Below are 23,296 nucleotides of genomic sequence, written 5' to 3' on the forward strand. Positions count from 1 at the left end.
CTGTAGGAGCGACCGCAGGTCGCGATGGGCTGCAACGCAGCCCCAGCGGTATCAGCATCAATCATGGAGTACAGGGGCGCGCTGCGCCCCCCATCGCGAGCTTCGTGCCTACAGGCGGGGATAATCGATGTAACCAACCGCACCGTTGCCGTAAAAGGTTTCCGGGTGGGCTTCGTTCAACGGGGCATCGGCCGCCAGCCGCGCCGGCAGGTCGGGGTTGGCAATGAACGGCACGCCAAACGCCACTGCATCTGCCTTGCCGTTGGCCAGGGCTGCGTTGGCACTGGCTTTGTCGAAACGCTCGTTGACGATATAGGGGCCGCCGAATGCCTGCTTGATCAGCGGGCCCAGGCTGTCGTCGGCTTCGCGCTCGCGCGAGCAGATGAAGGCAATGCCGCGCTTGCCCAGCTGCTGGGCGACATAGGTGAAGGTTTCTGCGCGGTCGGCATCGCCCATGTCGTGGGCGTCGGCACGGGGTGCCAGGTGCATGCCCACGCGCTCGGCGCCCCACACCTCGATAACCACATCGGTCACTTCCAGCAGCAGGCGCGCACGGTTTTCGAGTGAGCCGCCGTAGCGGTCGCTGCGCTGGTTGGTGCTGCTCTGCAGGAACTGATCCAGCAGGTAGCCGTTGGCACCGTGAATCTCCACCCCATCAAAACCTGCGGCCTTGGCGTTTTCGGCACCGCTGCGGTAGGCCTCGACGATGTCGCGAATTTCTTCGGTTTCCAGCGCGCGCGGGGTGGGGTAGTCGCTGAGGGGCCGCACCAGGCTTACGTGGCCTTTGGGCTGGATGGCGCTCGGGGCCACCGGCAGTTCGCCGTTCAGGTAGCTGGGGTGGGAAATGCGGCCCACATGCCACAGCTGCAGGAAGATGCGCCCGCCAGCAGCGTGCACCGCCTTGGTGACATTGTTCCAGCCGCGTACCTGCTCATCGTTCCAGATGCCGGGCGTGTCCGGGTAGCCGACGCCCATGGCGCTGACCGAGGTGGCCTCGCTGAGGATGAGCCCGGCACTGGCCCGTTGCACATAGTACTCAGCCATCAGTGCGGTGGGCACGCGGTCGGCGTCTGCCCGGCAGCGGGTGAGTGGGGCCATGATGATGCGGTTGGGCAGTTCCAGGTCGCCCAGGGTGATTGGATCGAAAAGCGTGGTCATAGCGGTTACCTGCTGGTCAGAGGGCTTGGCGCAGTTGTTCGAGAAACGCCTTGATGGTGACTTCGTTGCGCTTGAAGAAGTGCCATTGGCCAATCTTCTGGCTGGTGATCAGCCCGGCACGCTGCAAAATGGCCAGGTGGGCAGAAACGGTGGACTGCGACAGTGCGCAGCGCTGGTCTATCTGCCCGGCACATACACCGTTTTCGGTGCTGTGGTACTGGTCCGGGAAGTGCGTGGCCGGGTCTTTCAACCAGCCGAGGATTTCTCGCCTGGCCGGGTGTGCCAGTGCTTTTATGATGTCGTCGAGATCGAGTGGCATGGTGTGGCTCTTGCTGTAGCGGTATATCGCGATAGGGCGAAACCTACATCGGTATTTCGCGATATACAAATATGAAAGCGTTATCAGCTGATCGCTGATCGGTATATCGCCCTCCAGCGATATACGAGTGCCGGGGTGCTAGACTGCGGCCATGAATTATCTTGCACATCTGCACCTTGGGGGCCCCGAACCCCAGCAAATGCTCGGCAGCCTGTACGGTGACTTCGTCAAGGGCTCGCTGGAAGGGCGTTTTCCACCCACGCTGGAAGCGGCCATTCGCTTGCACCGCCGTATCGACAGCTACACCGACCAGCACCCCTTGGTACTTGCCGCGCTGGCGCGCTTTCCGCGTGAGCGTCGGCGCTTTGCCGGGATTGTGCTGGATGTGTTCTTCGACCATTGCCTGGCGCGGCACTGGCACGATTATGCCAAGCAGCCCCTGGGCGAGTTCACCGCGCAGTTCTATCGGGTACTGCTGGCCGAGCCTGAACTGCCGGGGCGGCTGGGGCGCATCGCACCTTCCATGGCAGCCGATGACTGGCTGGGGGCATACGGAGATTTTGCGGTGCTTGAGCACGTTTTCAATGGCATCGCCCGGCGGCTGTCGCGCCCGGAGGGCATGGAGGGGGTGATGGGGGAGCTTGAACGGTTGTATGAGCCGTTGTTGGCGGACTTCCGAGCGTTTTACCCGCAGCTGCAGGGTTTTGCGGCGCTGCAGTTGGAGGTGGGCAGGTAGGGGGAGTGCGCCACGTTTGCGGCGCATCGCGAGCGACGGGGCGATTTGCTCAAGCGGCCTTAGGCTGGCGGCGCGGGGCTGCTGCTACGACTTCGAAGCCGAACAATGCCACCTGGATGGCTTGTTGTGCCTGCAGGGCCAGCACCGCGCGCTCCTTGCCCGCACTCTGAACCGGTGGTAACAGGTGGATGTGTACCTGGCTGCGTGGCTGTGCGAACAGGCGCATGAGGTGCGACACCAGGTCATCATCGCCAATGAACGGGGCAACAGGGTCAGGCTTGCCGTCGCGCAGGTACTCGATGGCAACCGGCTGCACCGCCACGCCCTGGTCAATTGCCCCAGCCAGCAAGCGGCCATGGAAGGTGCGCAATTGGGAACCATCCGTGGTGGTGCCTTCGGGGAAAATCAGCAGCGGCCTGGCCTGGCCCAACTGCTCGCTGATCTGCTCGCGCAGGCGCTGGCCATCGCCCCCGCCACGGCGGATGAACAGGGTGCCGGCCTGCTCGGCCAGCCAGCCGGCGACCGGCCAGTGCCGCACTTCGGCCTTGGACAGGAACGACAGCGGCAACAGCATGCCCAGCAGTGGGATATCGGTCCAGGACACGTGGTTGCTGACCCACAGCATCGGCTGGCGCGGCAGTTGGCCGCGTACCTGCACGTCGAAGGGCAGGGCAGCCACCAGGCGCTTCATGAACATGCAGCTCCAGCGCTGACGGCGTTCAAGGTTGGCTTTTACGCCAAGGCGTTCGCCCACGGCGATCACGCTTGCCATCAGCATGCCCAGTACTACCACCATCAGCAGCCGGCACAGGCGGGCCAGCACCCGCAGCCTGGTCATCAGACTGCCGCCTTGAAGTGGCGGGCATAACGCGGGCACAACTCGTCGCGTTTGAGCAGGATGAACACATCGGCCACCTGGAAGTCCTGGTCCCAGCACGGTTCACCGCAGATCTTCGCCCCCAGGCGCATGTAGGCCTTGAGCAGGGGTGGCATTTCTGCGATCACGTTGCTGGGCAAGGCCAGTTTGGGCAGCGGGTTACGTGGCTCGGCACGCAGGTGCTCGGTGCACAGGTAGCGCTCGCGCAGGCGCTGCATCACCGCGTGAGCCTGGATACCGCCGTCCTGCATGGGAATGCTGGCGCAGCCCATCAGGTAGCTGTAGCGCCCCTCGTTGAGCACTTCGGCCAGTTCACCCCACAACACGGCGATGGTGCCGCCGTTGCGGTAGTCGGGGGCAACGCAGGTACGGCCCAGTTCCAGGATCGGGCCTTGCAACTGCACCAGGCCATGCAGGCTGAACTCTTCTTCGCTGTAGAAGCGGCCCAGGCTGCTGGCGGCCTGGTGGTCGAGCAGGCGAGTGGTAGCCACCAGCTTGCCGGTATTCAGGTCACGCACACCAATGTGGCGGCAGTGAACGTCGTAGTCATCCCTGTCCAGGCCGTGCTCGGCACCTTTGAGCTTGGCTTTGAACTCCGCGCTGAATACTTGATAGCGCAAGGCCTGGGCTTCCTGAAGGGCCGCTTCGCCAACCAGGCGTTCGGCTTGCAGACGGCGTTCGGTGCTGTTGTCGCCAGTGTGAGCGATCCGAGTCATTGCGAGTCTCCATAAGCCAGCCATGGAAGAGCGGCCGGTCGGCTTTGTTGTGCAAGGTCAGCCTAGGTAGACCCGGTGTCACCCCCATGAACCTTTGGTGATGCTTGCATGACACCTGCCAGCACTGCGCAACTGTCACGAAAGGGTCGTAGCCTGCTGCGCACATCATCGATGCCTGCTACAGAGAGCCCGAACCGCAATGCTCAAAGGCCTGTTGCTGTTTCTAAGCCTCACCACCGCCCAGGCTGAGCCGTGGCCTGATGCGCACTGGCAGCGCGCACCCGATACGCTGGACTGGCAAGCGGTGGACGCCTATGCGTTCCCATCGCGCACCGGCGCCGGGCGTGATGGCATCCGCACCGATGCCCTGCTGATCGTCCGCGACGGGCGCATCGTTCACGAACGCTACGCCGCGCCAACCACCGCCAGCACTGCACACCTCACCTGGTCGGTGAGTAAAAGCGTGCTCGCCACCGTGCTTGGGGTGGCCTACGGGCAAGGCCGCTTCCATTTGCAAGACCCGCTGGCGCGCTTCTATCCCGCCATGGCCGCGCACCCGGACGTGCGCATGATTGACCTGCTGCATTGGGCCAGTGGGTTGCAATGGCAGGAGGATTACGAATACGCGCCGCTCAAGTCTTCGGTGGTGGCCATGCTGTACACCCGAGGCCGCAGCGATATGGCGGCCTATGCGGCCAGCCACGAGGCGGCGGCGCCGGCTGGCCAGCAATTTGTGTACTCCAGCGGTGACAGCAACCTGTTAGCCGCCGGCCTGCGCGGCATGCTGGGCACCGCGCAGTACCCGGATTACCCCTGGCAGGCCTTGTTCACGCCGCTGGGCATCGACAGCGCGGTGTGGGAACGTGACGCTGCCGGCACCTTCGTTGGCTCCTCCTACCTGTACTTGACTGCCCGCGACCTGGCCCGTATCGGCCTGCTGATGCTGCGCGATGGCCGCTGGCATGGCCGGCAGTTGCTGCCCGCTGACTGGGTGGCGTTCAACCGCACGCCATTTGCCAATGCCCGCCGTGAGCCCGGTGAGCCCAGCCCCGGCGGCCACTGGTGGCTGAACCAGCCAGACGCCGATGGCCAACGGCCCTGGCCGAGTGCACCGGCAGGCACCTACGCTGCCTTGGGGCATTGGGGCCAGGCGCTGTATGTGGTACCGGAGCAGAACCTGGTCATCGTGCGCTATGCCGATGACCGTGACGCCAGCTACCGGCATGACGCGTTGCTCAAGCGCGTGCTGGCGGCGTTGGCAGGGCCGGGCGGATGAAGCGGGTAGCATGGCTGTTGGTAGTGGCGCTGTGCGGGTGGGCCTGGAGTGAACGCCAGGCGCTGGGCGATTTCCCGGGTATCCTTGCCGCCTACTCGGCCAAGGAGTACTGCTCGTGTCGCTTCGTCATGGGGTTCACACCTGAATACTGCGGCGCCTACGTCAAACAGTGGTTGCCCTTGAGCCATCTACAGGAAAACACCCTTCAGCGGCAGATCACTGCCGAGGGCTTGGGCCAACGTGCACAGGCGCGCTGGCAGGGCCCACGTGCAGGCTGCCGCTTGCTGCCATGAAGAGCGGCGCGGTAAGGTTGGCGGCCTGGTTTTACGAGATCCATCATGTTCATACTGCCCCGCCTGCTGCCGGCCTTGCTGCTGGCATTCTGCCTACCTGTACAGGCCAACTGGCACCTCGACGGGGAATCGTCACGGTTGTCCTTCATTACCGGCAAGAACGGCGACACGGCTGAAGTGCACCGTTTTCTCGTGTTGCATGGGTCGGTCGACCGCAAGGGTGTTGCAGGGCTGCGCATCGAGATGGATTCGGTCAGCAGCGGCATCCCGTTGAGGGATGAGCGTATGCGCGACGACCTGTTCGAAGTCGGCCGCTTTGCCGAGGCGCAGGTACAGGCGCAACTGGACCTGCGGCCCATCAACGACCTGGCCGACGGTGCGCAGATCGAACTGCGCCTGCCGGTGACCGTGACCTTGCATGGCCAGTCGCACAACTACGATGCCCTGTTGCTGGCAACGCGCCTGGACCAGCGGCGTTTCCAGGTGGTGACCTTGGAGCCGCTAGTGCTGCGTGCCGAAGACTTCGGCCTGCTGCCAGGGCTGGAAACCCTGCGCAAGTTCGCCAAGCTCAAATCCATCAACCCCTCGGTGCCGGTGAATGCGGTGCTGATCTTCACCGCCCGCTGACATGCCGGGGCCAGTCTTCCCCTGGCGGGATGGCAACCAGTTCGAACTGCTGATCGATGGCCCCGAATTTTTTCCGCGCATGCTCGCGGCCATCGGCGGCGCCCAAACCCAGGTCGACCTAGAGTTGTACCTGGTCGAAGCAGGCACCTGCGCCGAGGCTGTGGTCCAGGCCCTTGAACACACCGCCCGGCGCGGTGTGCGGGTGCGCTGCCTGTTCGATGACTACGGCTCCCTGGCCTTCAACAGCGTGTTGCGCCAGCGCCTGGTGGATGCCGGTGTCTACCTGCGCTGGTACAACCGCCTGCACTGGAAGCGTGGCTTGCGCAACCTCTACCGCGATCATCGCAAGTTGCTGTTGGTGGACGAGCGCTGGGCGGTGGTGGGCGGCACGGGTGTGACCGACGAATTCTGGCGGCCAGACGCTGCTGCCAGCGATTGGCATGAAGTGATGGTGCAGATACAGGGCCCGGTGGTGAGCGACTGGCAGTTGCTGTTCGACCGCCAGTGGCAGGCCAACCACCGTCGCACGGCTTGGCGCCCTGCCGAAGGGTTTGGCCTGCCGCGCTTGCCCAAAGTGCCGGCGAAGGGGCAGGGTCTGGGCCGGGTAGCCTATGCCGACGCCCGCCAGCACCAGGACATCCTGCACGCGCTGGTGCGCGCGCTTAACAGCGGCACCCAGCGTGTGTGGCTGGCCACGCCTTATTTTCTACCCACCTGGAGCGTGCGCCGCTCGTTGCGCCGCGCCGCTGGCAAGGGGGTGGATGTGCGCCTGCTGCTGACCGGCCCGCGCACCGATCACCCGTCGGTCCGCTATGCCGGGCACCGCTATTACCCCCGCCTGTTGCGTGCCGGCGTGCGGATCTTCGAATACCAGCCGTGTTTCCTGCACCTGAAAATGGTGGTGGTGGATGACTGGGTAAGCATCGGTTCGTGCAACTTCGATCACTGGAACCTGCGCTTCAACCTCGAAGCCAACATCGAGGCACTGGACCCGGCGCTGACGGCCGCCGTGGTCGCCAGCTTCGAGCGCGATTTTGCGCAAAGCCAGGAAGTCGACCTGGACCACTGGAATGCGCGGCCACTGTGGCGACGGGTGAAGCAGCGCGTCTGGGGCTGGCTGGACCGGCTGGTGGCCAACCTGCTCGACCGCCGCGACTGAGAGCGGCTATGGTGGGATGACAGTTCACAGGCAATGGATGGAGTGGATGCGATGACGGCGAAGAAGATTCTCATGCTGGTGGGCGACTACGTGGAAGATTACGAGGCCATGGTGCCGTTCCAGGCGCTGAGCATGGTCGGCCATACGGTGCATGCGGTGTGCCCGGAAAAGGTCGCGGGGCAGACCGTGCGCACAGCCATCCACGACTTCGAGGGCGAGCAGACCTACAGCGAAAAGCCCGGGCACCATTTTGCCCTGAACCACGACTTTGTGCGGGCTCGCCCCGAAAGCTATGACGCCCTGCTGATCCCCGGCGGCCGGGCCCCTGAATACCTGCGCCTGAACGAGAAGGTGCTGGACCTGGTGCGCGCCTTCGACCAGGCCGGCAAGCCGATTGCCGCCGTGTGTCATGGTGCGCAACTGCTGGCGGCCGCGGGGGTGCTCAAAGGCCGCGAGTGCAGCGCCTACCCGGCGTGTGCGCCGGAAGTGCGCCTGGCAGGGGGCACATTCATCGACATCGCGGTCGACCAGGCCCATGTGGATGGCAACCTGGTCACCGCGCCTGCCTGGCCTGCGCACCCGGCGTGGCTGGCGGCCTTCCTGAAAGTGCTGGGCACCCGCATCTCGTAAGCGCGTGGCTCAGGCAACCTGCTCGACCCAGTCGTTGAGGTTGTAGTAGTTGGTCACGCGGGCAATCTTCCCGCAGTGGATGTAGAAGAAGGCTCCGGCCGGTAGCACGTAGGTCTGCCCCTTGGCGGCCGGCAGGCCTTCATCGGCTTCCAGGTACTGGCCGTGCACGGTGAACTCGGCGGCCGCGCGGCTGCCGTCGGCGTTCTGCATGACGACGATGTCGGCCAGGCGCTCGCGGTAGCAGCGGTTCATCTTGCCCATGAAGGCCGCGAAGCTGGCCTTGCCCATCTGCCGCTCACCCTGGTTGATGTCGTGGATCACGTCTTCGCTGAGCAGCGCGAGAAAGGCTGGCATGTCGCCCGCATTGAAAGCGGTGTAGTAAGCATTTACCAGTTCGGTAGCGGTCATGGAACAATACCTGTCGTGTAGGGAAAAGGCGCGTCGTTGGCCCGGATGATAGGGTTTCCCCTCAAGCCCGGCTTAGCCGAGCGCGTCATCCACATCGACAAAACGACCGCCAAGCATGGAAATACGCCTGTTGCACGGCGCCGCTATCGCGCCTTACATCGATGACCTCGCTCGTCTGCGCCTGAACGTGTTCCGCGAGTTCCCCTACCTCTACGACGGCTCGCCCGAGTATGAAGCCGACTACCTCGCCACCTATGCCCGCTCTGGGCGCAGTCTTGTGGTGCTGGCACTGGACGACGGCAAGGTGGTGGGCGCCTCCACCGGCCTGCCGCTGGTGGATGTGGCACCCGAGCTGCAGCAGCCGTTTCTGGCCCAGGGGCGTGACCCGGCCAGCGTCTATTACTTCGGTGAATCGGTGGTGCTGCCCGAGTACCGGGGGCAGGGCCTGGGTGTGCGCTTTTTCATCGAGCGTGAGTCTTACGCGCACAAGCTGGCCGAGTTCGACTACTGCGCGTTTTGCGCCGTCGAACGGCCTGGGGTGCACCCGCGAAGGCCGGCTGACTACAAGCCACTGCATGGCTTCTGGCGCAACCGGGGGTTTCTGCACGACCCATCGTTGCGCACTCGTTACGCATGGCGTGACCTGGATGAACCGGAAAGCTCCGACAAACTGATGTCGTTCTGGCTCAAGGAATTGCCACTGTGATCCGCGTTGCGGCTTGCCAGTATGCAATCGAGCTGCACGAAACCTGGGACGCCTATGCCGGCCACCTGCAGGCGCTGTGCGCCGAGGCCGTGGACGCTGGCGCCCGCCTGCTGCTGTTACCGGAATACGCCGGGCTGGTACTCAGTGGCCAGCTTTCGGCGCGGCAGCGGGGCGACCTGGGCACATCGATTGCTGCCATGCAGCCGCTGATCGAGCCGTGGAAGGCGCTGTGCGCGAGTATTGCCAAGCGCTGGAATGTGTACCTGCAGCCGGGCACGCTGCCGGTGCTGGACGGTGACGGGTTGTACCGCAACCGCGCCTGGCTGTTCGGCCCGCAGGGCTGCCTGGGGTATCAGGACAAACTGATGATGACCCGCTTCGAGCGGGAGCAGTGGGGGATTGCCGCCGGGCAGGGTTTGCAGGTGTTCGATACCGAGCTGGGGCGCCTGGGCATTCTGGTCTGCTATGACAACGAGTTCCCCCTGCTGGCCCGTCGGCTCGCTGAGCAGGGGGCCGACCTGATCCTGGCGCCGAGCTGCACCGACACCGAGGCGGGTTACCACCGGGTGCGCATCGGTGCCCAGGCGCGTGCGCTGGAAAACCAGATTGCCGTGTTGCAGAGCCCCACGGTGGGCCGTGCGCCGTGGTCGCCGGCACTGGACGAAAACATCGGCCGGGCAGGGCTGTTCGTACCGCCGGATCACGGCATGCCGGGTGATGGGGTGATGGCTTTGAGTGAAGGGCTCGACCCGGTCGGCAGCCAGTGGCTGGTGTGTGACCTGGACCTGGAAGAGGTGCGGCGGGTACGGCGGGAAGGGCAGGTTTTTACCTGGCGGGACTGGCCGGAGCAGTTTGAAAGAATGCTGTGATGACCGTGATGCTTGCATCGCAGTCAGGCCCGCTCCCACAGGGGTAACGCAATGGGAGCGGGCTTGCCGGCGAGGCAGGTTTTACTTCACTTCGACTGCCAGGCTCTGGGCAATCTTGCTCTGCCACAGGGCAGGGCCCGTGATGTGCACAGACTCACCGTTACTGTCTACCGCGACGGTAACCGGCATGTCCTTGACCTCGAACTCGTAGATCGCTTCCATGCCCAGCTCGGCGAAGGCCAGCACCTTCGACTTGCGGATGGCCTGGGCCACCAGGTAGGCAGCGCCACCCACGGCCATCAGGTACACGGCCTTGTTGTCCTTGATCGCCTCGATAGCGGTCGGGCCGCGCTCGGACTTGCCGATCATGCCCAGCAGGCCGGTCTGCTCAAGGATTTGACGGGTGAATTTGTCCATCCGCGTGGCGGTGGTCGGGCCGGCTGGGCCAACGACTTCGTCACCCACCGGGTCGACCGGGCCCACGTAGTAGATGAAGCGGCCTTTCAGGTCGACCGGCAGCGCTTCGCCACGGTTGAGCATTTCGACCATGCGCTTGTGGGCAGCGTCGCGGCCGGTGAGCATCTTGCCGTTGAGCAGGATGGTTTCGCCCGGCTTCCAGCTGGCGACTTCTTCCGGGGTGATGTCGTCGAGGTTGACGCGGCGAGCGCTTGGGCCAGCTTCCCAGACGATTTCCGGGTAGGCGTCCAGCGACGGGGCTTCCAGCTCAGCCGGGCCCGAGCCATCGAGCACGAAGTGGGCGTGGCGGGTGGCGGCGCAGTTGGGGATCATGCACACCGGCAGCGAAGCGGCGTGGGTCGGGTAGTCCATGATCTTGACGTCGAGCACGGTGGTGAGGCCACCCAGGCCCTGGGCACCGATGCCCAGTTGGTTGACCTTTTCGAACAGCTCCAGGCGAATTTCTTCCAGGCGGTTCTGCGGGCCACGGGCCTTGAGCTCGTGGATGTCGATGGATTCCATCAACACTTCCTTGGCCATGACGGCGGCCTTCTCGGCGGTGCCGCCGATGCCGATGCCGAGCATGCCAGGCGGGCACCAGCCGGCGCCCATGGTCGGCACGGTCTTGAGAACCCAGTCGACGATGGAGTCGGATGGGTTGAGCATGGCCATCTTCGACTTGTTCTCCGAACCGCCACCCTTGGCGGCCACGTCCACTTCAACCTTGTCGCCGGGGACGATGGAGTAATGGATAACGGCCGGGGTGTTGTCCTTGGTGTTCTTGCGAGCGCCGGCCGGGTCGGCCAGGATCGATGCACGCAGCACGTTTTCAGGCAGGTTGTAGGCGCGGCGCACACCTTCGTTGATCATGTCGTCGACGCTCAGGGTGGCGCCGTCCCAGCGCACGTCCATGCCCACGCGCACGAACACGGTGACGATACCGGTGTCCTGGCAGATCGGGCGGTGGCCGGTGGCGCACATGCGCGAGTTGATCAGGATCTGGGCGATGGAATCGCGTGCAGCCGGCGACTCTTCGCGCAGGTAGGCCTCGTGCATGGCCTGGATGAAATCGACGGGGTGGTAGTACGAAATGAATTGCAGGGCATCGGCGACGCTCTGAATCAGGTCGTCTTGCTTGATCACGGTCATGCAGCGCGCTCCTCTTGAAGACGGGAACATTCATTACGGCGCTCGACGGTGCCGACCAGCGTGTCGAAGCGCCTTGCAGGCGCCGGCAGGTCAGGCCGACGTAAAAAGGCGCGGCAGTATAGCGCGCATCAGGGCCTGGCACACCTGCAGCCGATGCGGACCTTGGTCGGTCGCTGGCCGGCATCCTTTTTGCTGCCGTAGAATCGGCCTACACCACCCCATTCACCGGAGACTGTACCGAACATGCCCGAACTCTGCGTGGGTGAGCACCGCTGGACAGTACCGAACGGCAGCAACCTGCTGGATGCCCTGAACGACGCTGGCCTGAACGTACCCTACAGCTGCAGGGCTGGTAGCTGCCATGCCTGCCTTGTGCAATGCCTGGCCGGGCAACCGCTGGATGCGCTGCCCGAGGCCCTGGCCCTGGACAAGCATGCCCAGGGCTGGCGGCTGGCCTGCCAGTGCCGGGTAGTCGAGAACTTGCAGGTGGCGTTGTTCGACCCGCGCCAGCATGGCGTGACGGCCACGGTGGCCGCGCTGGGCTGGGCAGGCACGGTGCTGCGCCTGCAACTGCGGCCGGAGCGGCCGCTGCGCTACCAGGCCGGGCAGCACGTGGTGCTGTGGCTGGGCGGCGTGGCACGGCCCTATTCCCTCGCCAGTTTGCCGGGTGAGGACGAATGCCTTGAATTTCATATCGACTGCCGTCACCCCGGCGCGTTTTGTGACCTTGCCCGGGCTGTGCAGGTGGGTGACCCGGTGCGCTTGGGCGAGCTGCGCGGCGGGGCCCTTCATTACGACCCGGACTGGCAGGCGCGGCCGCTGTGGCTGCTGGCGGCAGGCACGGGCCTGGCCCCGCTGTGGGGTATCTTGCGCGAGGCGCTGCGCCAGGGGCATCAGGGTGAGATCAGGCTCGTGCATGTGGCGCACGACGGTGCCGGGCATTATCTGGCCGGTGCACTGCGCAAGGTGCAGGGGGTGAGTGTGGAGTTGGTGCTGGCAGAGCACATGGACGAGGCGCTTGCCGGCTTGCGCCTGCCGTCGCGGCAGACTGTGGCGCTGGTGTGCGGTGGGCAGGCGCGTGTGGAACGCTTTGCCCGCCGGCTGTTCATCGCCGGGGTGCCACGGGGGCAGGTGTACGCCGATGTGTTTGTGGGGCACGCCTGACCGACGGGCTTGCCTGCGATAGGGCCGCGAAGCGGCCCCTGACGCGTTGCTGGATCAACCGACCAGCGGATCACCCACATGCAGGATCTTCATGCCATTGGTGCCACCGATGGTGTGGTAGCTGTCGCCTTTGGTCAGGATCACCCAGTCACCCTGTTCCACCAGGCCACGCTTGAGCAGTTCGTCGACCGCTGCCTGGCTGACCTTGTCGGCCGGCAACGATGCCGGGTCGAAGTCGATCGGGTACACACCGCGGAACATCGAGGCGCGAGCCTGGGTGGCACGGTGTGGCGACAGGGCGAAGATCGGCACATGCGAGCGCAGGCGCGACATGATCAACGGGGTGTAGCCACTTTCGGTCAGGGCAATGATCGCCTTTACCCCAGGGAAGTGGTTGGCGGTGTACATGGCCGCCAGCGCGATGCTTTCGTCACAGCGCTCGAAGGTGGTGTGCAGGCGGTGGCTGGAGCGCTGGCTGGTCGGGTGCTTCTCGGCGCCCAGGCAGATGCGCGCCATGGCTTGCACGGCTTCGATCGGGTAAGCACCGGCGGCACTTTCGGCCGACAGCATGACCGCGTCGGTGTTGTCGAGCACGGCGTTGGCCACGTCGGACACTTCGGCACGGGTGGGCATCGGGTTCTGGATCATCGACTCCATCATCTGGGTCGCCACGATCACCGCTTTGTTGTTGCGGCGTGCGTGCTGGATGATCTTCTTCTGGATGGCGATCAGTTCGGCGTCGCCGATTTCCACACCCAGGTCACCGCGGGCAACCATCACCGCGTCGGAGGCGGCGATCAGCTTGTCGAGGGTTTCGTCGTCGGCAACCGCCTCGGCGCGCTCGATCTTGGCGACCAGCCAGGCGCTGCCGCCCGATTCGTCACGCAGCTTGCGGGCGTATTCCATGTCGCTGGCATCGCGAGGGAAGGAAACGGCCAGGTAGTCCAGGTCCATCTCGGCTGCCAGCTTGATGTCGGCCTTGTCCTTCTCGGTCAGGGCCGGGGCGGTCAGGCCACCACCTTTGCGGTTGATGCCCTTGTGGTCCGACAGCGGGCCACCAATGATCACCACGCAGTGCAGGGCGTCTGCGGTGGCGGTTTCAACGCGCATGACCACGCGGCCGTCGTCGAGCAGCAGTTCGTCACCGACGCCGCAGTCCTTCACCAGGTCGGGGTAGTCGATACCGACGATATCCTGGTTGCCTTCGGTCAGCGGGTGGGCGGTGGAGAAGGTGAACTTGTCACCGATCTTCAATTCGATGCGCTTGTTGGCGAACTTGGCGATACGGATCTTCGGGCCTTGCAGGTCGCCCAGCAGTGCGACATGGCGGCCGTTCTTGGCGGCGATGTCACGGATCAGGCGGGCGCGGGCCTTGTGCTCGTCCGGGGTGCCGTGAGAAAAGTTCAGGCGTGCCACGTCCAGGCCGGCATGGATCAGTTGTTCGATCACTTCCGGCGAATTGCTGGCTGGGCCAAGGGTGGCGACGATTTTGGTGCGGCGGATGGTCATGCACAGACTCCTGTATTGAAGCGCAGCGAAAGGCTACTCCTGAATCTTGCTGTAGTCATTTTTCCGTTTCACTACCTGATGCTCTACCCACAGCCCGTCGTGCCATGGCTGAAGAAACGCCGGCAGCGGCCGATAAGCTGGACAGCAAAGGAGACACCCATGCGCACCCTGATCGTTTTAGCCCTGGCCGCCAGCGCCGTCGGTTGTACCCGCTGGTCGATGGACCATCACCTGAACAACGCCTACCGCGCCTACGACCGTGGCGACTGCCAGCGGGTCATGCTCGAGTTGTCCCAGGTCGACCGTGCCAGCCGGGCCCGCCCGTTCATCCACCCCGAGGTTGCATTGCTGCGTGGCCAGTGCCTGGAGCGTCAGGCGCTGTACGTGGATGCTGCTCAAACCTACCAGTACCTGATTCAGCGCTACCCCGGCAACGAATACGCCTACCGGGCGCAAGCGCGCCTGCAGACACTGGAGCGGCTCGGCCATTATCGCAGTGGCGAGCCCGCCATCGCCAAGCCGGCGACGACTGCACCTTGGCGATAATGCCAAGGTGTGTTCTATTTTGTGAGAGTTACCAGGCGCCCTGCGCTAATCTGTAACTCAGCTGTTACAAAAACCGCCAGTTCCACGCATTCCTGGCCAGGAACGGACTGCATCAACCGCCATGTTCAACAAGCGCAATATACAACGCCATCAATTACCCTTCGTTCTTCAGGTCTTCAACCGTTTTACCGGTCAGGAGATCGGCCTTTTGGGGAACGCGTCGGAGGCCGGGTTGATGGTCATCAGTGAGCTGCCCGTGCTGGTAGGCCCTGATTACGAACTGCAATTACGCTTGCCGTTGCAGGGCGGCGGGCACCAGTTCGTCAACCTGACAGCCAGTTGCCTGTGGTGCCGTGAGGACCAGACCCCGGGGCACTACGATTCTGGCTTCATGCTGCTGCAGGCGCCGCGCGAATTCGACGACTTTGTGAGGTCACTGCAGGAATACTTCAGCTTTCGCGCCGCCAACGCCCCCGTCTGACCTGCCGTAGGCGCCCTTGAGCCTCGGCATGGGGGATTCGCGTTAGAATCGGGTCGACCCCGCTACAGGACGACCCCGTGACCGCAAGCATTTTCTGGCACGACTACGAAACCACCGGTATCAACCCGCGCTGCGACCGCCCATTGCAGATGGCCGGGCTGCGCACCGATTTCGAGCTGAACGAAATCGACGAACCCATCAACCTTTACTGTCGGCCGTCCGATGACATCCTGCCGCACCCAGCGGCCTGCCTGGTGACCGGTATTACCCCGCAGCAGCTCGTCGAGCAGGGCCTGTGCGAAGCTGAATTCATGTCCCGGGTGCATGCACAGCTGGCTCAGCCCGGCACCTGTGGGGCCGGCTACAACACCCTGCGGTTCGACGATGAAGTGACGCGCTATAGCCTATACCGTAACTTCTTCGACCCCTACGCCCGTGAATGGCAGGGGGGTAACAGCCGTTGGGACCTGATCGACGTGGTGCGCACCGCTTATGCGCTCAGGCCTGAGGGGATTGAATGGCCGCAACAGGAGGGGCGTACCAGCCTGCGCCTCGAGTTACTGACCAAGGCAAACGGGATTGATCATGGCCATGCTCACGAAGCGCTTTCCGACGTACGGGCCACCATCGCTCTGGCGCGCTTGATTCGCCAGCAACAGCCAAAGTTATATGAATGGCTTTTCCAGCTGCGCAGCAAGCACAAGGTGATGGAGCAGATACGCTTGTTGCAGCCGCTGGTGCATATATCGGGTCGCTTTTCTGCCGCCCGTAATTATTTGGGGGTGGTGTTGCCACTGGCGTGGCATCCGCACAACCGCAATGCACTGATTGTGTGCGACCTGCATCAGGAAACCTCACCGCTTGTGTGGGAAACTGCTGAAACTTTGCGCCAGCGTTTGTACACCCGGCGTGATGAATTGGCAGAGGGTGAATTACCGGTCCCGCTCAAACTAATACAGATCAACCGTTGCCCGGTAGTGGCGCCGCTTTCAGTGTTGCGCCCTCAGGATCAACTACGGCTGGGCCTGGATGTGCCGATGTTACAACGCCGTGGCGAAGACTTGGCCAACCAGCAGGTGCAATGGCAGGAAAAGCTTCAATTCATCTATGGCAAGGAAGCGTTTGCACCGAGTGCAGACCCTGAGCAGCAATTATACGAAGGTTTCCTGGGCGAGCGTGACCGCCGCTTGTGTGAACACGTGCGTACCTCGGACCCTGCCCAGTTGGGGCATGGGCAGTGGATGTTCGATGACCCACGGTTGCCCGAACTGTTGTTCCGTTACCGAGCGCGTAATTTTCCGGATACCTTGAATGGGCAGGAACAGCAACGCTGGCAGGATTTCTGCCGACAGCGCCTGCTTGACCCGCAGTGGGGCGCGCCGAACACCCTTGGCGATTTCGCCAAGGCCCTGGAGCTCGCATGGCCGGGGGGGGACGCAGCAGGGCAGCAGGTGTTGCAAGCCTGGCAGTTGCACGCCCGGCACTTGCAAGCGCAATTGGCCATCGCTTAAAACCGCCCAATAAAAAAACGCCGGTAATATACCGGCGTTTTTTATTGGGCAAGCGTGCGGTGCAGGACAATCAGTCCAGCAAGGTGGCCCAGCTTTCAACCACATCACCACCCCAATTGGCTTTCCATTCTTTCAGGGTTTTGTGGTTGCCGCCTTTGGTTTCGATGACTTCACCGTTGTGCGGGTTTTTGTATTGCTTGACCTTGCGGGCACGCTTGGTAGCGGTTGGCTTGACGGCGCCACGCGGTGCTTTGCTCAGTTTGGAATCCGGGTCGAGCAGGGCAATGATGTCACGCAGCGACTTGGAATATTCACCCATCAAGGTGCGCAGTTTGCCTTCGAACTCCAGTTCTTTTTTCAGCTTGTCATCCTGGGACAGGTTGGCCAGGCGGGCCTGAAGTTCCTTGATGGCTTCTTCGGTGGCGCGGTACTCGTTGATCAGGGACATGGAGTGTTCCTTAATGCGTGTTCGGAAATGTGTGGGGCAATAATAGACAGGCGATACTCGCAAGTAAACATGTTATTGCGGCATTAACTGTTAATTAAGCTGTGACAACATATCTCTGGGTGAACAAAAATTTACATTAAGCGACGGTCTCGTCTGCCCACCTTGTCAGACAATGCCTTGATTCACGTGGTCAACGATTCGGGCCCGCCCCGTCAATCATTACTGCGTTTTTTCTGGCGGGCCGCTAGAATGTGCGCCTTTGCGAAGTTCTGGAGTCTTATTCATGCGCACCTACCGTCTGGTGATCGCTTGCCCCGACCGCGTCGGCATCGTGGCGAAAGTCAGTAATTTCCTGGCGTTGTACAACGGCTGGATCAACGAAGCCAGCCATCACTCCGACGTGCAGAGTGGGTGGTTCTTCATGCGTCATGAAATCCGCGCAGAATCCTTGCCCTTTGGTATCGACGCCTTCCGCGAAGCCTTTGCGCCGATTGCCGAAGAGTTTTCCATGATGTGGCGCATTACCGATTCGGCGCAAAAGAAACGCGTCGTGTTGATGGCCAGCCGTGAGTCCCATTGCCTGGCCGATTTGCTGCACCGCTGGCACACGGATGAACTCGATTGCGATATCCCCTGTGTCATCTCCAACCATAACGACCTGCGCAGCATGGTCGAGTGGCACGGTATTCCATTCTTCCATGTGCCTGTAGACCCTGCGGACAAGGCGCCAGCGTTCGCCGAAGTGTCGCGCCTGGTTCAGGAGCACGCGGCCGATGTGGTGGTGCTGGCCCGCTATATGCAAATCCTGCCGCCACAGCTGTGCCAGGATTACGCCGAGAAGGTCATCAACATCCACCACAGCTTCCTGCCGTCCTTCGTGGGTGCCAAGCCGTATCATCAGGCTGCTCTGCGTGGTGTGAAGCTGATCGGCGCCACCTGCCACTACGTTACCCAAGAGCTGGACGCCGGCCCGATCATCGAACAGGACGTGGTGCGGGTGAACCATGCCGACAGCATCGAGGATATGGTCCGCTTCGGCCGGGACGTAGAAAAGATGGTGCTGGCCCGCGGCTTGCGTTATCACCTGGAAGACCGGGTACTGGTGCACGGCAACAAGACTGTCGTGTTCGATTGAGTCTGGCAGGGGAGCGGTGACACATGGCCCGGCAGCGCAATGCCCCGACCGCCTCGTTACCGCCCACACTGGGTGAGGGTTGCCTTGCCCGTTTCGACCCCGAGGCTCTGGAACCAACCGACGGCACCGATTTTCCCGGTGCCGCGGCGCTCTGGCAGCAGCTCAACCCGCCTGGCGGCGCCAGCGTTCCAGCAGCGGGCGAGCCAGTAGAGCCACAAACACCGGCCCACCCGCCAACAGGTAAAAGTAGTACGTGACAGCCCGCCACAGCAGGATGGCCGCCGCTGCCGTCGAGCTGCCCAGCATCGGCGTCAGTAGGCTGGCCGACGTCAGTTCGGCTGCCCCGGCACCACCGGGCATCATGCTGAACTGGCCGGCACTGAGTGACAGCATCTGCACCAGAAAGCTGGGGATCCAGCCCAGGTCCGTGCCCAGGCCCCTCACCACCAGGTACAGCACACTATAACGCAGGCCCCAATGGGCACAGGTGAGGGTGAATACCAACGCAAGGGTGCGCTTGGGCAACTGCCAGGTCTGCGCCAGGGCCTGGGTGAAGTGCAGCAGCTTGCGGGCCCAGCGCCGCTTGCGTGGGGCACTCACGCCCAGCCGCTGTATCAGCCTGCCATTGGCGCGCATTACCGGGCGCCTGTAGCGCAACAGCACTACCACAGCGGCCAGCGCCGCACATAACAGTGCAGCGCTGCCCAATAGCATGCTCAGTTGGCTGCGGCCCAGGCTGTGGAACAGTGCATAGCCGGCAATCGCCAGCATGGCGCAGAAGAAGAACACCAGGTCGTTCAGTTGGTCGGTGGCGAACACTGCGCCGCTGCGTGCGGGGCTGATGCGGTCCCGGGCAAGCAGGGCCATCAGCGTCAACGGGCCGCCACTGCCCCCGGGTGTGGTGCAAATGGCAAATTCGGTGGCCATCACCACGCCCAGGGTGCGCACAGGGGTAATGTGCCGGGCTTGTTCGCCCAATAGCAGGCGCAGGCGTAGTGCATTCAGCACCCAGCACAACACGATCATGCCAACCAAGGTCAGCAGCAATTGCGGGTCGAAACGGCTGAGCCTGGGCAGCAGTTCGGTGCCGCCCAGCAGTGCCGGTACCAGCGCTGCGCCCAGCAACGCCAGGGCCAGCCAGACCCAGCGGTTCATGCGGCTACCTGGCGCTCCAGCCAGGCGGATTTGGTCAAGGGCTGGCGCCCGTCTTCAAGCAGCTTCTGCAACGTGCGCAGCCAGTACTCGCGGGACGAACGGTGGCGCATGTCCACCGGGTGCAGCCCCAGCCGCAGCGTGTTGGCGCCCTGCCAACGGCGGCACTGCCAGTTGCAGAGCACGCGTGACAATTCCCGGCGCCAGGCACTACGTGCGCTCCACACCAGCCCGGGTGCATCTATCGCGGTGAAGTCCGGCAACCGGTAGAGGTGTTGAGGCGTGCTGGTGTACTTGAGGGGCAAGCGACGCAGTGCCTGGCGCGTGCCTTCACTCATGAGCCACGCCGGGGCCACGAACCCTGCCACTGGCCAGCCCTGCTGTGCAAACAGGGCCAGGCCATCTTGCAGGCGGGCAAGGGCCTGCTGCTCGTCCAGCCCATAGAACTCACCCTCGTGGGTATAGATACGGCGCATGAAGTACTCGACGGGCGTGCGCGGCAGGGGCCCTTCGTCGGCATGTGCATAACCGTGCAAGGCCAGTTCGTCGCCCGCCGCCAGGCGATGTTCAAGCATCTGGCAGAACGCAGGTGCCTGGTGCAGCGGGTTGCGTCGATGAAAGTCCGGCACTACCAGCCAGGTCATGGGTACATCACCCAGCGCGTCCACGGCCTGTACGAACGGCTCGTAGTCTGGCCAGGTTTCTGGCGCTACGTCATGCAATACCAGCATCAGGCTGCGAGGGTTGGCAGACGCTTCAGGCATGGGCGCGCACCTGCAACGGGTGGCCGAGTACGGCGTGATAGTGTTGCAGCAGGCCACTGACCACGCTGTCCCATGAGTAGCAGGTTTCCACGTGTTGACGGGCCTGGGCGCCGAGTTTACGCACGCCGGCCTCAAAGGCTTCACGCACAGCGGCGGCCATGGCTAGCGCATCGTTGGGCTGGCACAGCCGGCCGCACTGGTCGTTGACGATTTCCCCGAACGCACCGGCGCGTACCGCGACCACTGGCGTGGCGCTGGCCATGGCTTCAAGGATCACCAGGCCGAAGGTTTCCTGGTCCCCTGCATGCACCAGCAGGTCGGCACTGGCCATCAGCCGCGCCACCTCGTGTGCCGGGCAGAACTGGCCAATCACGCTAACGTTGTCGGGCACGTTGCTGGGCATGTTCGAGCCTACCAGCAGCAGGTGGTAGCCACGCCCAAGCTGGCGCATGCACTCCAGCAGCACCGGCAGGTTCTTCTCCCGTGAGCCACGGCCTGCGTAGATCAACAGGCGGCTGGTGTCGGCGATACCCAGCTCGGCGCGTACCTGTGGGTCGCGCCGTGAAGGGTTGAAGGTGGCCAGGTCTACCCCTAGCGGCTGGACGTGCACATCGCGCACGCCCAGGCGCTTGAGCTTGTCGGCCATCACCTTGCTTGGGGCGAGCACCCGGTCGAAATTGCCATACAGCTTGCTGACGTAGGCTTCCACATTAGGGGTAAACCAGTTGCCCATGCGGTTGCTTACCAACAGGGGCAGGTCGGAGTGGTAGAAGCCGATGACAGGCACATCCAGTTTGCGCCGCGCCTCCAGGGCCGCCCAGGCGGTGAGGTAGGGGTCGCCCACTTCGATCAGGTCAGGTTGCAGGTCGCGCAGCACATTGCACCAGGGCGCCAGGCGTACCGGGAAACGGTAGCCCTTGCCGAATGGCAGGGGTGGGGAGGGCACGTGGTACACGCCGTCTGCGTGGGTGGCGCTGGCGCCGGGTATCAGCAGGCTGTGGCGCACACCCTGCAGTGCGTCCAGGCGATGGTGTTTGGCATCAAGGTACGTCCGTACGCCGCCGCTGGCCGGGGCGTAGAACATGGTGATGTCGGCGATGTGCACGATCAGCATCCCTCCGGGATCGTATTCGGGTCTGTCATCCGGCAGTGATTAGCCGGCGATGACACGCCTAAAGTTGACCTTGTGGAAGGATGGTTTGTTCGATCGGCCGCTGATGGGCTGATGGCCAGCAGCAGGCCACATGCCTGCCGCTGGTGGTTTGCTGTCAGATTCTGAACGTGCCGACCAGGTGCTTGAGGCGGCTGGCTTGCTGTTCCAGGTCGGAGCAGGCGCGCAGGGTGGCCTGCAGGTTTTCCACGCCCTCCTGGTTGAGCATGTTGATCTCGTTGATGTCCATGTTGATCGCCTCGACCACGGCAGTCTGCTCCTCGGTTGCAGTGGCAACCGACTGGTTCATGCCGTCGATCTCGCCGATACGAACAGTAACGCTGTCCAGGCGCTCGCCGGCCTGGTTGGCGATCTGCACGCTTTCGGTGCTGTGGCGCTGGCTCTGGTCCATGGTGTCGACCGACTCACGGGCGCCCACTTGCAGTTCCTCGATCATGCCCTGTACCTGCTGCGCCGATTCCTGGGTGCGGTGGGCCAGGTTGCGCACCTCATCGGCTACCACCGCAAAGCCGCGGCCGGCTTCACCGGCACGGGCCGCTTCGATGGCCGCGTTCAGAGCCAGCAGGTTGGTCTGCTGGGAAATGCTGGTGATCACCTCGAGAATCTGGCCGATATTCACCGTCTTGCCGTTCAGCGTTTCAATGTGGCCACTGGACGTTACGATCAGGTCGGACAGGCGGTTCATGGCGGCAATGCTGCGCTCCACCACTTGTTGGCCTTCTTCGGCCAGCAGCCTGGCCGAGCTGGCGTGCTGCGAGGCTTGGGCGGCATTGCCGGCGATCTCTTGGGCGGCTGCGCCCAGTTCATTGATGGCGGCGGCCACGCTGTTGGTGCGGTTGGATTGCTCGTCGGAGTTGGTCATGGACGAGTTGGAGGCGCTGATCACCCGCAATGCCACTTCGTTTACCTGCTCGGTGGCCGAAGACACCTCGCGGATCGAGGCATGGATGCGCTCGACGAAGCGGTTGAAGGCGGTGCCCAGAATGCCGAATTCGTCGTGGTTGTGAATGCGCAGGCGTTTGGTCAGGTCGCCTTCGCCTTCGGCGATGTCTTCCATCGCGCGGGTCATGGTGTGCAGCGGCTGCAACAGCACGCGGATCAGCAGGCCAAGCAGGCCGATGATAATGACCACCGCCACCACCGTGGCGATCACCGCCGAGGTGCGGAAGGTGGTGAGCATGGCGAAGGCCTTGTCCTTGTCGATCGACAGGCCGATGTACCAGTTGGCCGACGGCAGGCCGGTCACCGGGGTGAAAGTGAGCAGGCGTGTCTGGCCCTCGCTCTGCACCTCGGTGAGGTCTGCGGTCAGTTTGGGCGCGTGTTCGGGGAACAGGTCCGACAGCGACTTCATCACCAGGCCCTGATCAGGGTGCACCAGGATCTTGCCCTGGTCGTTGACCAGGAAGGCATAGCCCATGCCGCCGAAGTTCAGCGAGTTGATGATCTGCACCAGGCCGTCCAGGGCCAGGTCACCGCCCACCACACCAATGTCGTTGGCGACCTTGCTGAGGATGCCAATGACCATCTTGTTGGTGGTCATGTCGATATAGGGCTCGGTCAGCATGGCCCCGCTGGCGTTCATGCCGTCCTTGTACCAGGGGCGGGTGCGGGGGTCGTAGCCGTCCGGCATCTTCGCGTCCGGGCGCACGCTGAAGCCACCGTCTACCTTGCCCAGGTACACCGTGAGAAAACTGGACACCAGGGCATTCTGCCCCATCAGCGTCTCGGCACTGGCCGGCTGCTGGGCAATGTTCTGTGCCAGGTTTTCCACCAGTTTGATACGGCCCTCGAACAAACTGCGGATGTTGGTCGATGTGGATGCGCCCATTTCAGCCAGGTAGTTCTGAAGGTCCTCGCGAATCGCATTACGCTGCAGGTAATCGTTGTAGAGGGTAAAAAGGCTGAAGGCGAGTATCACGATCAGTGAGGCTGCCAATAGAATCTTGTGGCTGAAACGAAGGCTTTTGTTCATGGCGTTATCGATTCCGCTAAGGTGTTGTATCAGGTGTTCGCACCTGTCGAGCACTGCGAGTGCA

25 protein-coding genes and 1 pseudogene are annotated in these 23,296 nt (G+C 63.3%); 13 read left to right on the top strand and 13 right to left on the bottom strand.

Annotated elements, in window-relative coordinates:
- Positions 1–108: 108 nt before the first annotated feature.
- Both IAE38_RS20215 and IAE38_RS20220 read right to left on the bottom strand, forming a co-directional pair.
- Positions 109–1,158 carry an alkene reductase gene (locus IAE38_RS20215; RefSeq protein ID WP_201218948.1) on the bottom strand — a complete coding sequence of 350 codons (1,050 nt, stop codon included), beginning with the start codon at positions 1,156–1,158 and terminating at the stop codon, positions 109–111.
- A 16-nt stretch (positions 1,159–1,174) separates the two neighbouring features.
- Positions 1,175–1,477: an ArsR/SmtB family transcription factor gene (locus IAE38_RS20220; RefSeq protein WP_201218951.1), complete on the bottom strand. Its 303-nt coding sequence runs from the start codon at positions 1,475–1,477 to the stop codon at positions 1,175–1,177.
- 151 nt (positions 1,478–1,628) lie between these two features.
- Between IAE38_RS20220 and IAE38_RS20225 the strand changes: the two genes are divergently transcribed.
- Positions 1,629–2,213: an acyl carrier protein phosphodiesterase gene (locus IAE38_RS20225; protein ID WP_201214147.1), complete on the top strand. Its 585-nt coding sequence runs from the start codon at positions 1,629–1,631 to the stop codon at positions 2,211–2,213.
- A 49-nt stretch (positions 2,214–2,262) separates the two neighbouring features.
- Here the strand turns inward: IAE38_RS20225 and IAE38_RS20230 are convergent, their stop codons facing one another.
- Entirely contained in the window at positions 2,263–3,051 is a 789-nt protein-coding gene (locus IAE38_RS20230; RefSeq protein WP_201218953.1) for a lysophospholipid acyltransferase family protein, read from the bottom strand.
- Positions 3,051–3,806: an L-ornithine N(alpha)-acyltransferase gene (gene olsB, locus IAE38_RS20235; RefSeq protein ID WP_028635140.1), complete on the bottom strand. Its 756-nt coding sequence runs from the start codon at positions 3,804–3,806 to the stop codon at positions 3,051–3,053. The genes IAE38_RS20230 and olsB overlap by 1 nt, the downstream gene beginning before the upstream one ends.
- A gap of 199 nt (positions 3,807–4,005) precedes the next feature.
- Between olsB and IAE38_RS20240 the strand changes: the two genes are divergently transcribed.
- Genes IAE38_RS20240 through IAE38_RS20260 form a run of 5 tightly spaced genes read left to right on the top strand, consistent with a single transcriptional unit; the run spans position 4,006 to position 7,791 of the window.
- The gene (locus tag IAE38_RS20240) at positions 4,006–5,082 is read left to right on the top strand and encodes a serine hydrolase domain-containing protein (RefSeq protein WP_201218955.1); all 1,077 of its coding nucleotides are present in this window, start codon (positions 4,006–4,008) and stop codon (positions 5,080–5,082) included.
- Positions 5,079–5,375: an amidase gene (locus tag IAE38_RS20245; RefSeq protein ID WP_201164020.1), complete on the top strand. Its 297-nt coding sequence runs from the start codon at positions 5,079–5,081 to the stop codon at positions 5,373–5,375. The genes IAE38_RS20240 and IAE38_RS20245 overlap by 4 nt, the downstream gene beginning before the upstream one ends.
- A gap of 45 nt (positions 5,376–5,420) precedes the next feature.
- On the top strand, positions 5,421–6,002 hold the full coding sequence (locus IAE38_RS20250; RefSeq protein ID WP_201218957.1) for a YceI family protein: 582 nt from the start codon (positions 5,421–5,423) through the stop codon (positions 6,000–6,002).
- Between the two features lies 1 nt (position 6,003).
- The gene (locus IAE38_RS20255) at positions 6,004–7,161 is read left to right on the top strand and encodes a phospholipase D-like domain-containing protein (RefSeq protein ID WP_201218959.1); all 1,158 of its coding nucleotides are present in this window, start codon (positions 6,004–6,006) and stop codon (positions 7,159–7,161) included.
- Positions 7,162–7,212: 51 nt separating this feature from the next.
- Positions 7,213–7,791 carry a DJ-1/PfpI family protein gene (locus IAE38_RS20260; RefSeq protein ID WP_060482479.1) on the top strand — a complete coding sequence of 193 codons (579 nt, stop codon included), beginning with the start codon at positions 7,213–7,215 and terminating at the stop codon, positions 7,789–7,791.
- A 9-nt stretch (positions 7,792–7,800) separates the two neighbouring features.
- Here IAE38_RS20260 and IAE38_RS20265 read toward each other — a convergent pair whose 3' ends face one another.
- Complete coding sequence (locus IAE38_RS20265) at positions 7,801–8,199, bottom strand: nuclear transport factor 2 family protein (protein ID WP_201164023.1); 399 nt, start codon at positions 8,197–8,199, stop codon at positions 7,801–7,803.
- A 115-nt stretch (positions 8,200–8,314) separates the two neighbouring features.
- On the opposite strand from IAE38_RS20265, the gene IAE38_RS20270 reads away from it, so the two are divergent.
- Together IAE38_RS20270 and IAE38_RS20275 are read left to right on the top strand one after the other, a co-directional pair.
- Complete coding sequence (locus IAE38_RS20270; RefSeq protein ID WP_028635133.1) at positions 8,315–8,905, top strand: GNAT family N-acetyltransferase; 591 nt, start codon at positions 8,315–8,317, stop codon at positions 8,903–8,905.
- Complete coding sequence (locus IAE38_RS20275; protein ID WP_201218961.1) at positions 8,902–9,774, top strand: carbon-nitrogen hydrolase family protein; 873 nt, start codon at positions 8,902–8,904, stop codon at positions 9,772–9,774. The genes IAE38_RS20270 and IAE38_RS20275 overlap by 4 nt, the downstream gene beginning before the upstream one ends.
- Positions 9,775–9,855: 81 nt before the next feature.
- Here the strand turns inward: IAE38_RS20275 and IAE38_RS20280 are convergent, their stop codons facing one another.
- Positions 9,856–11,379 carry a fumarate hydratase gene (locus IAE38_RS20280; protein ID WP_009685641.1) on the bottom strand — a complete coding sequence of 508 codons (1,524 nt, stop codon included), beginning with the start codon at positions 11,377–11,379 and terminating at the stop codon, positions 9,856–9,858.
- 243 nt (positions 11,380–11,622) lie between these two features.
- Between IAE38_RS20280 and IAE38_RS20285 the strand changes: the two genes are divergently transcribed.
- A complete protein-coding gene (locus tag IAE38_RS20285; RefSeq protein WP_201218963.1) occupies positions 11,623–12,543 on the top strand; it encodes an iron-sulfur-binding ferredoxin reductase in 921 nt (306 codons plus the stop codon).
- Positions 12,544–12,597: 54 nt separating this feature from the next.
- Here IAE38_RS20285 and pyk read toward each other — a convergent pair whose 3' ends face one another.
- The gene (gene pyk / locus IAE38_RS20290; RefSeq protein WP_201164026.1) at positions 12,598–14,052 is read right to left on the bottom strand and encodes a pyruvate kinase; all 1,455 of its coding nucleotides are present in this window, start codon (positions 14,050–14,052) and stop codon (positions 12,598–12,600) included.
- A 159-nt stretch (positions 14,053–14,211) separates the two neighbouring features.
- Between pyk and IAE38_RS20295 the strand changes: the two genes are divergently transcribed.
- The 3 genes from IAE38_RS20295 (at position 14,212) to sbcB (ending at position 16,590) form a co-directional block, all read left to right on the top strand.
- Complete coding sequence (locus tag IAE38_RS20295; protein WP_028635129.1) at positions 14,212–14,598, top strand: tetratricopeptide repeat protein; 387 nt, start codon at positions 14,212–14,214, stop codon at positions 14,596–14,598.
- A gap of 121 nt (positions 14,599–14,719) precedes the next feature.
- Positions 14,720–15,079: a PilZ domain-containing protein gene (locus tag IAE38_RS20300; RefSeq protein WP_201218970.1), complete on the top strand. Its 360-nt coding sequence runs from the start codon at positions 14,720–14,722 to the stop codon at positions 15,077–15,079.
- Positions 15,080–15,156: 77 nt separating this feature from the next.
- A complete protein-coding gene (gene sbcB, locus IAE38_RS20305) occupies positions 15,157–16,590 on the top strand; it encodes an exodeoxyribonuclease I (RefSeq protein ID WP_201218972.1) in 1,434 nt (477 codons plus the stop codon).
- Between the two features lie 70 nt (positions 16,591–16,660).
- Here the strand turns inward: sbcB and mvaT are convergent, their stop codons facing one another.
- Complete coding sequence (mvaT, locus tag IAE38_RS20310; RefSeq protein ID WP_028635126.1) at positions 16,661–17,038, bottom strand: histone-like nucleoid-structuring protein MvaT; 378 nt, start codon at positions 17,036–17,038, stop codon at positions 16,661–16,663.
- A 283-nt stretch (positions 17,039–17,321) separates the two neighbouring features.
- Between mvaT and purU the strand changes: the two genes are divergently transcribed.
- On the top strand, positions 17,322–18,173 hold the full coding sequence (gene purU / locus IAE38_RS20315; protein WP_201164029.1) for a formyltetrahydrofolate deformylase: 852 nt from the start codon (positions 17,322–17,324) through the stop codon (positions 18,171–18,173).
- Between the two features lie 162 nt (positions 18,174–18,335).
- Here purU and IAE38_RS20320 read toward each other — a convergent pair whose 3' ends face one another.
- The 5 genes and pseudogenes from IAE38_RS20320 to IAE38_RS24405 form a co-directional block, all read right to left on the bottom strand.
- Positions 18,336–19,328 carry a lysylphosphatidylglycerol synthase transmembrane domain-containing protein gene (locus IAE38_RS20320; protein WP_201218974.1) on the bottom strand — a complete coding sequence of 331 codons (993 nt, stop codon included), beginning with the start codon at positions 19,326–19,328 and terminating at the stop codon, positions 18,336–18,338.
- Positions 19,325–20,089 (bottom strand): DUF2334 domain-containing protein, encoded by a 765-nt coding sequence (locus IAE38_RS20325; RefSeq protein ID WP_201218976.1) that lies wholly within the window; start codon positions 20,087–20,089, stop codon positions 19,325–19,327. The genes IAE38_RS20320 and IAE38_RS20325 overlap by 4 nt, the downstream gene beginning before the upstream one ends.
- Positions 20,082–21,203 (bottom strand): glycosyltransferase family 4 protein, encoded by a 1,122-nt coding sequence (locus IAE38_RS20330; RefSeq protein ID WP_201164032.1) that lies wholly within the window; start codon positions 21,201–21,203, stop codon positions 20,082–20,084. Before IAE38_RS20330 ends, IAE38_RS20325 begins: the two co-directional genes overlap by 8 nt.
- A gap of 154 nt (positions 21,204–21,357) precedes the next feature.
- The gene (locus IAE38_RS24400; RefSeq protein ID WP_442967378.1) at positions 21,358–22,122 is read right to left on the bottom strand and encodes a methyl-accepting chemotaxis protein; all 765 of its coding nucleotides are present in this window, start codon (positions 22,120–22,122) and stop codon (positions 21,358–21,360) included.
- Between the two features lie 90 nt (positions 22,123–22,212).
- Positions 22,213–23,232: pseudogene (locus IAE38_RS24405) on the bottom strand (HAMP domain-containing protein); the annotation flags it as partial.
- Positions 23,233–23,296: the final 64 nt, after the last annotated feature.

It is taken from the genome of Pseudomonas sp. S32 (genome assembly GCF_016648095.1).
Taxonomy (GTDB): Bacteria; Pseudomonadota; Gammaproteobacteria; order Pseudomonadales; family Pseudomonadaceae; genus Aquipseudomonas; species Aquipseudomonas parafulva.

What these genes read in the sequence shown, in the direction of transcription:
- IAE38_RS20250 (WP_201218957.1), top strand. Translation starts at nt 5,421, where the DNA reads ATGTTCATACTGCCCCGCCTGCTGCCGGCCTTGCTGCTGGCATTCTGC.
- IAE38_RS20285 (WP_201218963.1), top strand. Translation starts at nt 11,623, where the DNA reads ATGCCCGAACTCTGCGTGGGTGAGCACCGCTGGACAGTACCGAACGGC.
- IAE38_RS20300 (WP_201218970.1), top strand. Translation starts at nt 14,720, where the DNA reads ATGTTCAACAAGCGCAATATACAACGCCATCAATTACCCTTCGTTCTT.
- IAE38_RS20220 (WP_201218951.1), bottom strand. Translation starts at nt 1,477, where the DNA reads ATGCCACTCGATCTCGACGACATCATAAAAGCACTGGCACACCCGGCC.
- pyk (WP_201164026.1), bottom strand. Translation starts at nt 14,052, where the DNA reads ATGACCATCCGCCGCACCAAAATCGTCGCCACCCTTGGCCCAGCCAGC.
- IAE38_RS20230 (WP_201218953.1), bottom strand. Translation starts at nt 3,051, where the DNA reads ATGACCAGGCTGCGGGTGCTGGCCCGCCTGTGCCGGCTGCTGATGGTG.
- IAE38_RS20330 (WP_201164032.1), bottom strand. Translation starts at nt 21,203, where the DNA reads ATGCTGATCGTGCACATCGCCGACATCACCATGTTCTACGCCCCGGCC.
- IAE38_RS20225 (WP_201214147.1), top strand. Translation starts at nt 1,629, where the DNA reads ATGAATTATCTTGCACATCTGCACCTTGGGGGCCCCGAACCCCAGCAA.
- IAE38_RS20295 (WP_028635129.1), top strand. Translation starts at nt 14,212, where the DNA reads ATGCGCACCCTGATCGTTTTAGCCCTGGCCGCCAGCGCCGTCGGTTGT.
- olsB (WP_028635140.1), bottom strand. Translation starts at nt 3,806, where the DNA reads ATGACTCGGATCGCTCACACTGGCGACAACAGCACCGAACGCCGTCTG.
- IAE38_RS20280 (WP_009685641.1), bottom strand. Translation starts at nt 11,379, where the DNA reads ATGACCGTGATCAAGCAAGACGACCTGATTCAGAGCGTCGCCGATGCC.
- IAE38_RS20325 (WP_201218976.1), bottom strand. Translation starts at nt 20,089, where the DNA reads ATGCCTGAAGCGTCTGCCAACCCTCGCAGCCTGATGCTGGTATTGCAT.
- IAE38_RS24400 (WP_442967378.1), bottom strand. Translation starts at nt 22,122, where the DNA reads ATGACCAACTCCGACGAGCAATCCAACCGCACCAACAGCGTGGCCGCC.
- IAE38_RS20260 (WP_060482479.1), top strand. Translation starts at nt 7,213, where the DNA reads ATGACGGCGAAGAAGATTCTCATGCTGGTGGGCGACTACGTGGAAGAT.
- IAE38_RS20215 (WP_201218948.1), bottom strand. Translation starts at nt 1,158, where the DNA reads ATGACCACGCTTTTCGATCCAATCACCCTGGGCGACCTGGAACTGCCC.
- purU (WP_201164029.1), top strand. Translation starts at nt 17,322, where the DNA reads ATGCGCACCTACCGTCTGGTGATCGCTTGCCCCGACCGCGTCGGCATC.
- IAE38_RS20265 (WP_201164023.1), bottom strand. Translation starts at nt 8,199, where the DNA reads ATGACCGCTACCGAACTGGTAAATGCTTACTACACCGCTTTCAATGCG.
- IAE38_RS20320 (WP_201218974.1), bottom strand. Translation starts at nt 19,328, where the DNA reads ATGAACCGCTGGGTCTGGCTGGCCCTGGCGTTGCTGGGCGCAGCGCTG.
- IAE38_RS20245 (WP_201164020.1), top strand. Translation starts at nt 5,079, where the DNA reads ATGAAGCGGGTAGCATGGCTGTTGGTAGTGGCGCTGTGCGGGTGGGCC.
- IAE38_RS20255 (WP_201218959.1), top strand. Translation starts at nt 6,004, where the DNA reads ATGCCGGGGCCAGTCTTCCCCTGGCGGGATGGCAACCAGTTCGAACTG.
- IAE38_RS20240 (WP_201218955.1), top strand. Translation starts at nt 4,006, where the DNA reads ATGCTCAAAGGCCTGTTGCTGTTTCTAAGCCTCACCACCGCCCAGGCT.
- mvaT (WP_028635126.1), bottom strand. Translation starts at nt 17,038, where the DNA reads ATGTCCCTGATCAACGAGTACCGCGCCACCGAAGAAGCCATCAAGGAA.
- IAE38_RS20270 (WP_028635133.1), top strand. Translation starts at nt 8,315, where the DNA reads ATGGAAATACGCCTGTTGCACGGCGCCGCTATCGCGCCTTACATCGAT.